Source organism: Mesorhizobium sp. 2RAF45, assembly GCF_052115225.1.
In the GTDB taxonomy this organism is placed as follows: domain Bacteria; phylum Pseudomonadota; class Alphaproteobacteria; order Rhizobiales; family Rhizobiaceae; genus Mesorhizobium; species Mesorhizobium jarvisii.
This window is the reverse complement of record NZ_JBFRGG010000001.1, coordinates 790,113-802,716: the sequence shown is the minus strand read 5'-3', so window position 1 is coordinate 802,716 and position 12,604 is coordinate 790,113. Positions and strand designations below refer to the sequence as shown.

Annotated in this window: 15 protein-coding genes; 11 read left to right on the top strand and 4 right to left on the bottom strand. The window is 63.2% G+C overall.

Annotated features, from left to right (window positions below; translation table 11 throughout):
* Positions 1 to 9 precede the first annotated feature (9 nt).
* From preA to AB4Z43_RS03950, 4 genes are all read left to right on the top strand, one after another.
* Entirely contained in the window at positions 10 to 1,323 is a 1,314-nt protein-coding gene (preA, locus tag AB4Z43_RS03965; RefSeq protein WP_019859171.1) for an NAD-dependent dihydropyrimidine dehydrogenase subunit PreA, read from the top strand.
* Positions 1,324 to 1,432: 109 nt separating this feature from the next.
* Positions 1,433 to 1,957, top strand: coding sequence for an RrF2 family transcriptional regulator (locus tag AB4Z43_RS03960; protein WP_010910321.1), 525 nt, complete (start codon positions 1,433 to 1,435; stop codon positions 1,955 to 1,957).
* 11 nt (positions 1,958 to 1,968) lie between these two features.
* Complete coding sequence (locus AB4Z43_RS03955; RefSeq protein ID WP_019859170.1) at positions 1,969 to 2,427, top strand: carboxymuconolactone decarboxylase family protein; 459 nt, start codon at positions 1,969 to 1,971, stop codon at positions 2,425 to 2,427.
* A 64-nt stretch (positions 2,428 to 2,491) separates the two neighbouring features.
* Positions 2,492 to 2,869, top strand: coding sequence for a DoxX family protein (locus AB4Z43_RS03950; protein ID WP_027047033.1), 378 nt, complete (start codon positions 2,492 to 2,494; stop codon positions 2,867 to 2,869).
* A 9-nt stretch (positions 2,870 to 2,878) separates the two neighbouring features.
* Here AB4Z43_RS03950 and AB4Z43_RS03945 read toward each other — a convergent pair whose 3' ends face one another.
* Together AB4Z43_RS03945 and AB4Z43_RS03940 are read right to left on the bottom strand one after the other, a co-directional pair.
* Positions 2,879 to 3,601, bottom strand: coding sequence for an SDR family oxidoreductase (locus AB4Z43_RS03945; RefSeq protein ID WP_441935996.1), 723 nt, complete (start codon positions 3,599 to 3,601; stop codon positions 2,879 to 2,881).
* Positions 3,598 to 4,437: an SDR family oxidoreductase gene (locus AB4Z43_RS03940; protein WP_441935994.1), complete on the bottom strand. Its 840-nt coding sequence runs from the start codon at positions 4,435 to 4,437 to the stop codon at positions 3,598 to 3,600. Before AB4Z43_RS03940 ends, AB4Z43_RS03945 begins: the two co-directional genes overlap by 4 nt.
* 104 nt (positions 4,438 to 4,541) lie before the next feature.
* On the opposite strand from AB4Z43_RS03940, the gene AB4Z43_RS03935 reads away from it, so the two are divergent.
* Positions 4,542 to 5,414, top strand: coding sequence for a helix-turn-helix transcriptional regulator (locus AB4Z43_RS03935; RefSeq protein WP_019859164.1), 873 nt, complete (start codon positions 4,542 to 4,544; stop codon positions 5,412 to 5,414).
* A gap of 15 nt (positions 5,415 to 5,429) precedes the next feature.
* Here AB4Z43_RS03935 and AB4Z43_RS03930 read toward each other — a convergent pair whose 3' ends face one another.
* Positions 5,430 to 6,065: a TetR family transcriptional regulator C-terminal domain-containing protein gene (locus AB4Z43_RS03930; RefSeq protein ID WP_019859163.1), complete on the bottom strand. Its 636-nt coding sequence runs from the start codon at positions 6,063 to 6,065 to the stop codon at positions 5,430 to 5,432.
* A gap of 242 nt (positions 6,066 to 6,307) precedes the next feature.
* Between AB4Z43_RS03930 and AB4Z43_RS03925 the strand changes: the two genes are divergently transcribed.
* The 5 genes from AB4Z43_RS03925 (at position 6,308) to AB4Z43_RS03905 (ending at position 11,257) form a co-directional block, all read left to right on the top strand.
* Positions 6,308 to 7,636, top strand: coding sequence for an aspartate aminotransferase family protein (locus AB4Z43_RS03925; RefSeq protein ID WP_441935991.1), 1,329 nt, complete (start codon positions 6,308 to 6,310; stop codon positions 7,634 to 7,636).
* A gap of 71 nt (positions 7,637 to 7,707) precedes the next feature.
* A complete protein-coding gene (locus tag AB4Z43_RS03920) occupies positions 7,708 to 8,958 on the top strand; it encodes a Zn-dependent hydrolase (protein WP_019859161.1) in 1,251 nt (416 codons plus the stop codon).
* Positions 8,959 to 9,023: 65 nt separating this feature from the next.
* Positions 9,024 to 10,475, top strand: coding sequence for a dihydropyrimidinase (hydA, locus tag AB4Z43_RS03915; RefSeq protein WP_441935989.1), 1,452 nt, complete (start codon positions 9,024 to 9,026; stop codon positions 10,473 to 10,475).
* Positions 10,476 to 10,477: 2 nt separating this feature from the next.
* Positions 10,478 to 10,849: a hypothetical protein gene (locus AB4Z43_RS03910; RefSeq protein ID WP_441935987.1), complete on the top strand. Its 372-nt coding sequence runs from the start codon at positions 10,478 to 10,480 to the stop codon at positions 10,847 to 10,849.
* A gap of 30 nt (positions 10,850 to 10,879) precedes the next feature.
* Complete coding sequence (locus tag AB4Z43_RS03905) at positions 10,880 to 11,257, top strand: hypothetical protein (RefSeq protein ID WP_441935986.1); 378 nt, start codon at positions 10,880 to 10,882, stop codon at positions 11,255 to 11,257.
* Positions 11,258 to 11,274: 17 nt separating this feature from the next.
* Here AB4Z43_RS03905 and AB4Z43_RS03900 read toward each other — a convergent pair whose 3' ends face one another.
* Positions 11,275 to 11,679: a cupin domain-containing protein gene (locus AB4Z43_RS03900; RefSeq protein ID WP_015317160.1), complete on the bottom strand. Its 405-nt coding sequence runs from the start codon at positions 11,677 to 11,679 to the stop codon at positions 11,275 to 11,277.
* A gap of 130 nt (positions 11,680 to 11,809) precedes the next feature.
* Between AB4Z43_RS03900 and AB4Z43_RS03895 the strand changes: the two genes are divergently transcribed.
* A complete protein-coding gene (locus AB4Z43_RS03895) occupies positions 11,810 to 12,601 on the top strand; it encodes an ABC transporter ATP-binding protein (protein WP_069092505.1) in 792 nt (263 codons plus the stop codon).
* Positions 12,602 to 12,604 lie beyond the last annotated feature (3 nt).

Below are 12,604 nucleotides of genomic sequence, written 5' to 3'. Positions count from 1 at the left end.
GGACCTGTCATGGCAGACCTCCGCAACAATTTCGTCGGCATCAAATCGCCAAATCCGTTCTGGCTGGCCTCGGCGCCGCCGACCGACAAGGCCTACAATGTCATCCGCGCCTTCAAGGCAGGCTGGGGCGGCGTGGTGTGGAAGACGCTGGGCGAGGAAGGCCCGCCGGTCGTCAACGTCAACGGCCCGCGATATGGCGCGATATGGGGCGCCGACCGGCGCCTGCTCGGCCTCAACAACATCGAACTGATCACTGATCGTGACCTTCAGACCAATCTGCGCGAGATGAAGCAGGTCAAGATGGACTGGCCCGATCGGGCGCTGATCGCTTCGATCATGGTGCCTTGCGAAGAGGCAAGCTGGAAAGCCATCCTGCCGCTGGTCGAGGAGACCGGCGCCGACGGCATCGAGCTCAATTTCGGCTGCCCGCACGGCATGTCGGAACGCGGCATGGGTGCCGCCGTCGGCCAGGTGCCGGAATATATCGAAATGGTGGTGCGCTGGTGCAAGCAGTATACGCGCATGCCCGTCATCACCAAGCTGACGCCCAACATCACCGATATCCGCAAGCCCGCGCGTGCGGCGCATGCCGGCGGCACGGACGCGGTGTCGCTGATCAACACCATCAATTCGATCACCGGTGTCGACCTCGACAGCTTCGCGCCGATGCCGACCATCGACGGCAAAGGCTCGCATGGCGGCTATTGCGGCCCAGCGGTGAAGCCGATCGCCATGAACATGGTGGCCGAAATCGCGCGTGATCCGGAGACACACGGCCTGCCGATCTCGGGCATTGGCGGCATCACCACCTGGCGCGACGCGGCCGAATTCCTGGCGCTCGGCGCAGGCAATGTGCAGGTGTGCACGGCGGCGATGACCTACGGCTTCAAGATCGTGCAGGAGATGATCGCGGGTCTCGAAAACTGGATGGACGAGAAGGGCCACCGCTCGCTCGACGACATTATCGGCCGCGCCACGCCCAACGTCACCGACTGGCAGTATCTCAACCTCAACTATGTCGCCAAGGCGCATATCGACCAGGACGCCTGCATCAAATGCGGCCGCTGCCACATCGCCTGCGAGGACACTTCGCACCAGGCGATCACCAGCATGGTCGATGGCGTGAGGCATTTCGAGGTGATCGAGGCCGAATGCGTCGGCTGCAATCTGTGCGTCAATGTCTGCCCGGTCGAGAACTGCATCACCATGGAGCCGCTGGCCGCCGGCGTCATGGACCAGCGCACCGGCAAGCCGGTGTCGCCGATCTACGCCAACTGGACGACGCATCCGAACAACCCGATGGCCAAGGTGGCCGCGGAGTAGGGGCGGCATTCAACAAAAAAGCGGCGCCTTCGGGCGCCGTTTTTCACTTTCCTATTGCAGATAAGAAATATCCACGATAAAAGATATCCACGAAAGGGAGATCGGCATCATGAAGCTGGGCGAGGGCGTTGAGGCGGCCATCCACTGCACCGCCACGCTGGCGAGCGTCGAGGGCAACAGCACCATGCCGGGCGCTGCTCTCGCTGAGTGTTTCGGCCTGTCGGCGAGCTATCTGCTAAAGCATCTCAACATGCTGACCGCCGCGAGCATCCTGGAATCGGTGCCGGGGCCGGCGGGTGGCTATCGGCTGGCGCGGGCGGCCGAACGCATCACTCTGCTCGATATCGTGCTGGCCATAGAAGGGCGCGAACCGGCATTCCGCTGCGGTGAGATCCGCCGCAACGGTCCGGTCAAGATCGATGCCTCGGCCTATGTCAAACCCTGCGGCATCAATGCCGCGATGCTCAAGGCCGAGCGCGCCTATCGGGCAGCGCTTGCTGAAGTGAAGCTGTCCGACATCGTGGCGGATTACGCGGCAGAAGGCGATCCGCGATCCTTTGCCGCCAGTTGCGCTTTCGTGGCGCGCCACCAGCGGCCGCAGAAATCCAGTTCAACCCCCCAAAAGCAGATGTGAAAGGACATTCGATGAAACAGAGGATGCAATTCTTCGCCAAGGCGCCGGAGATCATGAAAGCGGTGTCGGCGCTGAACAAGGCGGTCGACGAATGCGGGCTGGAGGTCAGCCTGTTGCATCTGATCAAGCTCAGGGCCTCGCAGATCAACGGCTGTTCCTTCTGCGTCGAGATGCACAGCCGCGAGGCGCGGCGCGACGGCGAAACCGAGCAGCGGCTCTATCTCGTCGCGGCCTGGAAGGAATCGCCGCTGTTTTCCGAACGCGAGCGCGCCGCTTTCGCCTGGACCGAGGCGGTGACCCTGATCGCCAACAATGGTGTGTCGGATGAGCTCTATGCCCGCACGCTTGAGCATTTCTCGGAAGAGGAGTTGGTCAAGCTGTCGGTGGCGCTCGGCATGATCAACACCTGGAATCGGCTCTGCGTCCCGTTCCAGGCCATTCATCCGATGCCGGCCGCCAAGGCCGCCTAATCTTATCGCTATTGGAGCGCCGTCGAGGAGACGGCGCTCCCCATTGTTTCAAAGGGAGTGTTTTATGCCTGCCGATTTGCCATCGACCTTGTTGTTTCTGGGCCGCCTGCTGCTTGGCGGCGCCTTCGTCTTCGCCGGCCTGCGCAACATCCAGAACGCGGTCTTCCTGACCGGGCTGATGGCGGCGCGCGGCGTGCCGCAAGCGCGATTGGCGCTGTGGGCCGGCATTGTGCTCCAGATCATCGCCGGTCTCCTGGTGATGGCCGGCCTGTGGACGGCAACCGCCTGCGCGGTGCTGGTGCTGTTCCTGATTGCCGCCACGCCGATGTTCCACAATTTCTGGGACCACCAAGGCCCGGACCGCGCGGCGCGCATCAACGGCTTCGTCGGCAATGTCGCGCTGGGCGGCGGTTTCCTGACGTTGATCGCTCAGTCGCTTTAGGGGCAGGAGTCAGGCCGCAAACCGCAACCCACCATCGCAGGTCAGCACCTGGCCGGTCATGAAGCCGTTTGAGACGAGGAAGGCTATCGCCGAGGCGACATCCTCGGCGCGGCCGATGCGGCCGACCGGCGTCTTGCCGGCATATTCAGCAAAGACCGCCTGCCGCTGGTCGTCCGCCAGAAAATCCCACCACGGCGTGTCGATGACGCCGGGCGCCACGACGTTGACGCGCAGGGGCTTCAGCTCGACCGCCAGGATCGGCACCACGGTCAAGAGCATGCCGTTTATCGCGCCGATACCCGCGATGCCGGGCATTGTGGCCTGAGCCGACACCGCAGATATGAAGGTCACCGATCCAGATCTGTTAAGCGTCGGCAATGCCGCCTGCAGGCAGGACAGTTGCGGCCGCACCTTCTCTTCGACGCCGCTGCCGATATCGGCAAGGTCAAGCGTCTCGAACGGGCCAAGGCCCTTGCCGCCGCTGGCCGCCAGGACGAGGTGGTCGAACGGGCCGAGGCGCTCGAAGAACTGGTGGACCTCATGCGGTTTCGACGCATCGAACGCAGCCTTGTCGGCGGCGCCGCCGAGGCTCTTCCAGGCGCTGATAAGCTTGTCCTGGTTGCGCCCTGTGATCGTCACCTTCATGCCCGGGCCGAGCAGTTTTCGCGCGGTCGCCAGGCCGATGCCGGACGAGCCGCCGATAATGACTGTGTGTTCCGTTCTGTCGCTCATGAATTCAGGTCCTTCGATTTTGAGGAGGCCGGGCCGATAAGGTCGAGGCTCAGCTTTCGCAATTGTTGCCGTGCCCTGGCGTCGTAAGCCTGGGCATCGGCGCGGGTTTCGCGCAGTCCGTCGAAATAGAGGCCGCTGCGGCCTGCGAGCGCGGGTGAGGCGGCAAGGTTGACGATGGCTTCGGCGCCGGTCTCGACCGAACTCCATGGCGTCACGCCGGCCTGCCGGACCATGGTGGTGTTCATGTAGCTCGCCGGATGCAGCGCGTTGACGATGACGCCGGTGCCTTTCAGCTGTTCCGCCAGATCGACGGTGAACAGGATTTGCGCCAGCTTGCTCTGGCAATAGGCGCGTACGCCGCTATAGCCGTGGGTGAGCATCACGTCGCCGAAATCGATCGCCTGCTGGCCGGCCGAGGCGACGTTGACGATGCGCGCCGGAGCGCTGGCCTTCAGCAGCGGCAGAAGCTCCGAGGTCAACAGGAAGCCGGCAAGATAGTTGACGGCGAAACGCAATTCGTAGCCATCGGCGCTGACCTGCCGCTTGGCGCCTGCCGTGCCGATGCCGGCATTGTTGATGAGGATATCGAGCCGGTTCGTTCGGGCACGTACCGCCTCGGCGAGGTGGCGAATTTCGGCCAGCGAAGCAAGGTCGGCGGCGAGGAACTCGGCCTTGCCGCCGGCCGATTCGATCTCGGCGACCGCTGCCTTGCCGCGCGCCGCATCGCGGCCATGCACCAGCACCCGGGCGCCGTCGGCACCCAGCCTTTGCGCGACGACGCGGCCGACGCCGTCGGTCGAGCCGGTGATGAGGATTGTCTTGTCTTTCAGGTCCATGTCCAGAGCCTCCTGTCTGCTGCTCTGAAGGCAAGATGGGACGTCTGGCCGATCTCAAACAGTTCAAACTTTATCCTGGTATCAATACTGCTATAGTACGCGTCATGGATGCTCCGTCTCATTCCGCTGAAGACAGCCGCCGGCGCGAGCTTGGGGCTTTCCTGCGCTCGCGCCGCGAAAGGCTGACACCCTCGGCGACCGGCATCTCGACTGGTCTCAGGCGCCGCACGCCAGGCTTGCGCCGCGAAGAGGTGGCGATGATCGCCGGTGTCGGCACCACCTGGTACACTTGGTTGGAACAGGGCAGGGACGTGCGACCTTCGGTGGAGGTGCTGACGGCGCTTAGCGGTGCGCTGCGCCTCGATGCCGTCGAGAAGCGGCACCTGTTCATCCTTGCCGGGCGTCAGCAGCCGGAGCGCCGCGTCGCCGCGCCGGAGAAGGCCGATGGTCCCTTGCTGCACATGTTGCAAAGCCTCGTCCTGCAACCCGCCTACGTCGTTGGTCGGCGCTGGGACGTACTCGCCTGGAACAGAGCGGCCGTCGCGGTGTTCGGCGACTACGGCCTGCTGGAGGGTGACGCTCGCAACATCGTCCACATGGTGTTCACCAGCCCGCACCACCGCCGTCTGCTGGTCGACTGGGAAGAACTCGCCCGCGTGGTGCTCGCGTCGTTTCGCGCGGAAAGCGCCAAATATGTCGGTGATCCCGATTTCGACCGGCTGATCGCGCTGATGATGCGCTCGAGCCCCGAGTTCCGTGACTGGTGGCCTCTGCGGGACGTGGCGCGAAGACTGACGGGTGTGAAGCATGTGCGGCACCCCATTGCGGGTGCGATGACATTCGAGCACATGAGCCTGTCGATCGACGATGGTTCTGACATGAGGCTTATCGTCTACACGCCGCTCGCCGAGCAGAACTCGATCGTCAAGCTGCAGTCCTTGCTGGACGCGCTCCCCGCCGAGCGGCGTAGCGCCTGAGCCGTCGTGGCAGGGTCAGCCCTTCGGCTTCAGCCCCTCAAGAAACAACTGCTCCAGGAACCTTGCCGCGTCCTCGAAGCGGCCGTCGCCGCCACGGTTCGGCCCGAGCACGGCGCGCACCTGGACGTCGAAATCGGCGTAGTGCTGCGTCGTTGCCCAGATCGAGAAGATCAGGTGCCAGGGATCGGTCTTCGCGATCTTGCCGGCGCGCATCCAACCCTTGATGACGGCGGCTTTCTCATCGACCAGCGTTTTCAATTCGCCCGCCAGCAGCGGCATGATGCGCGGCGCGCCTTGCAGGATTTCGTTGGCGAACAGCCGGCTCTCGCGCGGGAAATCGCGCGCCATTTCGAGCTTGCGCCTGATATAGCTGCGCAGCTCGGTCATCGGATCGCCGATGTCGTCGAGTTCGCGCAGCGGCGCCAGCCAGGTGTCGAGCAGGCGCTGCATCAACGTCTCGTGAATGTCCTCCTTGCGGCGGAAGTAATAGAGCAGGTTGGGCTTCGACATGCCGGCCGCTTCGGCGATCTGGTCGATGGTCGAGCCGCGGAAGCCATGGGTGGAGAACACTTCGAGCGCGGCCTCCAGGATGAGTTCGCGCTTTTCCTGCTGGATGCGCGTGCGGCGAGGGGCTTCCGTGCCGGTGTTCACCGTTGCGAACCCTCATGTTGCCAAATCTCGCATTCAAGGTCATCTGGACCAATTCTCTGGACCAGTTTTTCCCTAGGCTGTGGAACGCACTTCAGGAGCCGCATTTCCGCTAGTAATCCCTTGACCGCCGACAGGGCGGTGCTAACGTTTGTCCAATCGGTCAAAAATTTGCGTAGCATGAAAATGGCGCAAGGACCAAGCGTTGGACGCACCGAAACAGGTTACAAGGGGAAGTCTTGGTCATGTCCAACCGGCTGAAAGTCACGCCGAACGATCTCAGTGCATTCTGGATGCCGTTCACGGCAAACCGGCAGTTCAAGCAGGCGCCACGCATGTTCGTGTCCGCCAAGGACATGCATTACACGACCAGCGATGGCCGCAAGGTGCTCGACGGCACCGCCGGTCTGTGGTGCGTCAATGCTGGCCACTGCCGGCCGAAGATCACCGAGGCGATCCAGCACCAGGTCGCCGAACTCGATTACGCGCCAGCCTTCCAGATGGGTCATCCGATCGTGTTCGAGCTGGCCAACCGCCTGGTCGACATCGCGCCCAAGGGCATGGACCATGTCTTCTTCACCAATTCCGGTTCGGAATCGGTCGAAACGGCGCTGAAGATGGCGATTGCCTATCACCGCATGAAGGGCGAGGGCGCGCGTACCCGTCTCATCGGCCGCGAGCGCGGCTATCACGGCGTCAATTTCGGCGGCATCTCGGTCGGCGGGATCGTCTCCAACCGCAAGATGTTCGGCACGCTGCTCGGCGGCGTCGACCACATGCCGCACACGCATCTGCCGGAAAAGAACGCCTTCTCGAAGGGCGTGCCGGAATATGGCGCGGAGCTCGCCAACGAACTGGAGCGCATCGTTGCCCTGCATGACGCCTCGACCATCGCCGCCGTCATCGTCGAGCCGGTCGCCGGCTCCACCGGCGTCATCCTGCCGCCCAAGGGCTATCTGCAGAAGCTGCGCGAAATCTGCACCAAGCACGGCATCCTTTTGATCTTCGACGAGGTCATCACCGGTTTCGGCCGTCTCGGCGCGCCGTTCGCGGCCGACTATTTCGGCGTCACGCCCGACATCATGACCACCGCCAAGGGCGTCTCCAACGGCGTCATCCCGATGGGCGCGGTGTTCGTGAAGAAGGAAATCCACGACGCCTTCATGACCGGCCCCGAGCACATGATCGAGTTCTTCCACGGCTACACCTATTCGGGCAATCCGATTGCCTGCGCCGCGGCCCTGGGTACGCTCGACACCTACAAGGAAGAGGGCCTGCTCACCCGTGGTGAAGAACTGGCGCCCTATTGGGAAGACGCGCTGCACTCGCTGAAGGGCGAGCCGCATGTCATCGACATCAGGAACATCGGCCTGATCGGCGCGATCGAGCTGGCGCCGATCGCCGGCAGCCCGACCAAGCGTGCCTTCTCGGCCTTCGTCAAGGCGTTCGAGCGCGGCGCGCTGATCCGCACCACCGGCGACATCATCGCGCTGTCGCCGCCGCTGATCATCACCAAGGGCCAGATCAACGAACTGATCGACCATGTGCGTGAAGTGCTGAGGTCGATCGACTAAACTTGCTTTTACCTGGGTGGGTGGCGATGGGAACCGCCACCCGCCCAGATCTTGAAATGGAAGGACTTTGAATGGCCGCACCCGGCGAGAATCTGCGAATCAATTCAGACCGTTTGTGGGATTCGATAATGGAGATGGCGAAGATCGGCCCCGGCATTGCCGGCGGCAACAATCGCCAGACCGTGACCGACGAGGACGGCGAGGGCCGGCATCTGTTCAAGCGCTGGTGCGATGCCGCCGGGCTCGAAATGGGTGTCGACGAGATGGGCACGATGTTTGCCCGCCGCGAAGGCACCGACCCCAGCCTGCCGCCGGTTTACGTCGGCAGCCATCTCGATACGCAGCCGACCGGCGGCAAATATGATGGCGTGCTCGGCGTGCTTGGCGGCCTGGAGATCGTGCGCTCGCTCAACGATCTCGGCATCAAGACAAAACATCCGATCGTCGTCACCAACTGGACCAACGAGGAAGGCGCGCGCTTCGCACCGGCGATGATGGCGTCGGGCGTGTTCGCCGGTGTGCTCGACCAGGCCGACGTCTATGGACACACGGACAAGAACGGCAAGAAATTCGGCGAGGAGCTGGAGCGCATCGGCTGGAAGGGCACCGAGAAGGTCGGCGATCGCAAGATCCACGCCTTCTTCGAACTGCATATCGAGCAGGGGCCGATCCTCGAGGACGAGGACATCGACATCGGCGTCGTCACCCATGGCCAGGGCCTGAAATGGCTGCAGGTGACGCTGACCGGCAAGGAAGCCCATACCGGCTCGACGCCGATGCCCAAGCGCCGCAATGCCGGGCTCGGCATGGCCCGCGTGATCGAGCTGGTGCACGAGATCGCCATGGACTACCAGCCCGACGCCGTCGGGGCGGTTGGCCATATGGAAGCCTATCCAAATTCGCGCAACATCATCGCTGGCCGCACCGTCTTCACCATAGACATCCGCTCGCCCGAGAAGGAAGTGCTCGACGCCATGGATGCGCGCGTCCGCGAAGGCATCGACACGATCTGCGAGGCGCTCGACATCCAGTACAAGGTTGAGCAAGTCGGCCATTTCGATCCCGTCACTTTTGATGCCGGCTGCGTCAAGGCCATCCGCGATGCCGCCGACCGGCTTGGCTATACGCACCGCAACATCGTCTCGGGCGCCGGCCACGACGCCTGCTGGATCAACCGCGTCGCGCCGACCGCAATGGTTATGTGTCCTTGTGTCGATGGGTTGAGCCACAACGAAGCCGAGGAGATCACCAAGGAATGGGCCGGCGCCGGCGCCGACGTGCTGTTCCACGCGGTGGTGGAGACCGCCGTCATCGTGGAGTGAACTTAGCCATCTAGATTCCAAACGACGCTCGCAAAGAAGCGCGAAGAGAACAAGGGAACAAGACAATGACCAAAGTCATCAAGAACGGCACCGTCGTCACCGCCGACCGCAGCTGGAAGGCCGACGTGCTGTTCAGCCACGGCAAGATCGTCGCCATCGGTTCGGACCTGCATGGCGACCATGAGTATGACGCCACCGGTTGCTATGTCATGCCGGGCGGCATCGACCCGCACACGCATCTCGAAATGCCGTTCATGGGCACCTATTCGGCCGACGATTTCGAATCCGGCACGCGGGCCGCCCTTGCCGGCGGCACGACGATGGTGGTCGATTTCTGCCTGCCGGCGCCGCAGCAGTCGCTGCTGGAGGCCCTGCAGATGTGGGACAACAAGACCTCCAAGGCTGCCTGCGACTATTCCTTCCACATGGCCATCACCTGGTGGGGCAAGCAGGTGTTCGACGAGATGGCGACCGTCGTCGACAAAGGCATCACCTCGTTCAAGCACTTCATGGCCTACAAGGGCGCGCTGATGGTGGATGACGACGAGATGTATGCGTCGTTCCAGCGCTGCGCCGACCTTGGCGCGCTGCCGCTGGTGCATGCCGAGAATGGCGACGTGGTCGCGGCCCTCTCGCAGAAGCTGCTGGCCGCGGGCAACAACGGTCCGGAAGGTCACGCCTATTCGCGACCGCCCGAAGTGGAGGGCGAGGCGACCAATCGCGCCATCATGATTGCTGACATGGCCGGCGTGCCGCTCTATGTCGTGCATGTCTCCTGCGAGCAGGCGCATGAGGCCATTCGGCGGGCACGGCAAAAGGGCATGCGGGTGTTCGGCGAACCGCTGGTCCAGCATCTGACGCTCGACGAGACTGAGTATTTCAACAAGGACTGGGACCATGCGGCGCGCCGGGTGATGAGCCCGCCTTTCCGCAACAAATTGCATCAGGATTCGCTGTGGGCCGGCCTGCAGGCTGGGTCGCTGCAGGTGGTGGCGACCGACCATTGCGCCTTCACCACCAAGCAGAAGCGCTTCGGCGTCGGCGATTTCACCAAGATCCCCAACGGCACAGGCGGCCTCGAAGACCGTCTRCCGGTGCTGTGGACCAAGGGCGTCAACACCGGGCGGCTGACGATGAACGAGTTCGTCGCGGTGACCTCGACCAACATCGCCAAGATCCTCAACATGTATCCGAAGAAGGGCGCTATCGTCGAAGGCGCTGACGCCGACATCATCGTCTGGGATCCGAAGCGCAAGAAAACCATCACCTCGAAGAAGCAGCAGTCGGTGATCGACTACAACGTCTTCGAAGGCGTCGAGGTGACCGGCCTGCCGCGCTTCGTGTTCTCGCGCGGCGAATTGTCGATCGAGGAGGCGGAGGTGAAGGCCAAGCCCGGTCACGGCCAATTCGTCGGCCGCGAGCCGAACGCCGCGGTCAACCGGGCGCTGTCGACGTGGAAAGAGATCACCGCGCCGCGCAAGGTGGAACGCACCGGCATCCCGGCGACGGGGGTTTAAGCTTGGCGCGTTCGGCCGCGCTCATCTCGATGGTCTTGGCGGCAGTTGCCGGTGGCCCGGCGAGCGCGGCTGGCGTGCTGGCAGGCTCCTGGGGCAATGATGTCGGCTGTGCCGGCATCAAGGCCGGTTACCAGAACAGTGATGCCTACATCCTCCTGACCGCGGAAGGCATCGAGACCTATGGCAGCGGTTGCCGGTTCGAGCAGCAATTGGCCCCGGTACCGGGTCCGCAGTCGCTGCGTTCTACGTGTTCCGCCGAAGGCGAGGCAGGAACGACGATCGAAACAATTGTGGTCACCAACAAGGGTGCGGATGGCTTCTTCGTCACCATTCCCGGCCTTGAGGAACTGGGGCCGCTGCAATCATGTTCGTGACGTTTGAGCATTGGGACCTGGGGGATGAGTATGCGCGGTTTCGGCTTGTCTGTTGCGATGACGCTTGTGTTGGCTGCCGGTCAGGCTTCCGCGGCAAGCATTGATCTGTCGAAACCCTATGGCGACAAATATGGCTGCATCAACCGCAACGGCCAGGAAGTCGCCGCCGATCAGATGCTGCTTTTGACCGACAAGGAATTGATTACCGCCGCCAGCGCCTGCACGTTCACGAAGACGCAAGCGCAGGCCGACGGATCGCTGGTGGTGACAGCGACATGTGAGGCGGAAGGCGACGAGGGACAGGCGCCGACCAATTTCACCATCAAGCGCAGTGCCAAGAACGGCAAGAAGCTGACGATCGCCGATGCGGAAGGCAATGTGATGGGGGAAGTCTCGCGGTGCAAATGACGGCGATCCCGTCGACCTCAGGCGACCAGCGCATCCAGTTCCGGCAGCAGGACGACGCTCTCCTGTTCGTTGGGGTCGGTGCGCGCAATGACGGCGGAGGACGGAGCGTTGCTCAGATTGGCCGGCAGATGCGGTACGCCGGCCGGAATGTAGAAGAGGTCGCCGGCCTTGACGACGATGTGGTGCTCGAGCCGGTCGCCATACCAGGTATGGACCTCGCCGGAGAGCACGTAGATCGCCGTTTCATGGTTCTCGTGCAGATGCGCCTTGGCGCGGGCGCCGGGCGGCATGGTGAGCACATGCATGCAGATGCCGGAGGAGCCGACCGACTCCGTGGCGATGCCGGCGAAATAGGTCAATCCCTGCTTGCCTTCATAAGTGCTTTCAGGGCGGATAAGATGACAAGTGGGTTTGGGCGACATCGGGGAACTCCGGGCGTCGATTTGCGTGGAACAGGGCCAATGGGACAGGGCGAGTGGAAAACAACATCGCGATAAAAGCAATCGGATTCCTGCCGGCGCCCCTTTGGCGGGAACAGGCAGGCAGCAGCCGATGACAGGGATTTCGCCAGCCGTCGTCGCGGCAAGCAAACTTGGCCTCACCTTCCAGACCAATGACGGCCCCGTCCAGGCACTGTCCAATGTCGATCTGACCATCGGCAAGGGGGAGTTCGTCTCCTTCATCGGACCGTCCGGCTGCGGCAAGACCACGCTGCTGCGCGTCATCGCCGATCTGGAGAAGCCGACCTCGGGCACGATCTCGGTCAACGGCATGACCGCGGAGCAGGCACGCGAGAAACGCGCCTATGGCTATGTCTTCCAGGCCGCCGCGCTGTTTCCGTGGCGCACCATCGAGCGCAATGTCGCCCTGCCGCTGGAGATCATGGGCCTGTCGAAGGCCGAGCAGGCGGAGCGCATCAAGCGCACGCTCGACCTCGTCAACCTCGCGGGCTTCGAGAAGAAGTACCCCTGGCAGCTTTCCGGCGGCATGCAGCAGCGCGCCTCGATCGCCCGAGCGCTGGCCTTCGACGCCGATCTGCTGTTGATGGACGAACCGTTCGGCGCGCTGGACGAGATCGTTCGCGACCACCTCAACGAGCAATTGCTGCAGTTGTGGGCGCGCACCAACAAGACCATCTGCTTCGTCACCCACTCGATTCCGGAAGCCGTGTATCTGTCGACGCGCATCGTCGTCATGTCGCCGCGCCCTGGCCGGGTCAGCGACATCATTGAATCGACGCTGCCCAAGGAGCGGCCGCTCGATATCCGCGAGACGCCCGAGTTCCTGGCGATCGCCGCGCGCGTGCGCGATGGTTTGAGGGCAGGGCACAGCTATGATGATTGAGGC

Coding starts and splice junctions, on each gene's coding strand:
- preA (WP_019859171.1), top strand. CDS start 10: ATGGCAGACCTCCGCAACAATTTCGTCGGCATCAAATCGCCAAATCCG.
- AB4Z43_RS03960 (WP_010910321.1), top strand. CDS start 1,433: ATGAAGCTGGGCGAGGGCGTTGAGGCGGCCATCCACTGCACCGCCACG.
- AB4Z43_RS03955 (WP_019859170.1), top strand. CDS start 1,969: ATGAAACAGAGGATGCAATTCTTCGCCAAGGCGCCGGAGATCATGAAA.
- AB4Z43_RS03950 (WP_027047033.1), top strand. CDS start 2,492: ATGCCTGCCGATTTGCCATCGACCTTGTTGTTTCTGGGCCGCCTGCTG.
- AB4Z43_RS03945 (WP_441935996.1), bottom strand. CDS start 3,601: ATGAGCGACAGAACGGAACACACAGTCATTATCGGCGGCTCGTCCGGC.
- AB4Z43_RS03940 (WP_441935994.1), bottom strand. CDS start 4,437: ATGGACCTGAAAGACAAGACAATCCTCATCACCGGCTCGACCGACGGC.
- AB4Z43_RS03935 (WP_019859164.1), top strand. CDS start 4,542: ATGGATGCTCCGTCTCATTCCGCTGAAGACAGCCGCCGGCGCGAGCTT.
- AB4Z43_RS03925 (WP_441935991.1), top strand. CDS start 6,308: ATGTCCAACCGGCTGAAAGTCACGCCGAACGATCTCAGTGCATTCTGG.
- AB4Z43_RS03920 (WP_019859161.1), top strand. CDS start 7,708: ATGGCCGCACCCGGCGAGAATCTGCGAATCAATTCAGACCGTTTGTGG.
- AB4Z43_RS03905 (WP_441935986.1), top strand. CDS start 10,880: ATGCGCGGTTTCGGCTTGTCTGTTGCGATGACGCTTGTGTTGGCTGCC.
- AB4Z43_RS03900 (WP_015317160.1), bottom strand. CDS start 11,679: ATGTCGCCCAAACCCACTTGTCATCTTATCCGCCCTGAAAGCACTTAT.
- AB4Z43_RS03895 (WP_069092505.1), top strand. CDS start 11,810: ATGACAGGGATTTCGCCAGCCGTCGTCGCGGCAAGCAAACTTGGCCTC.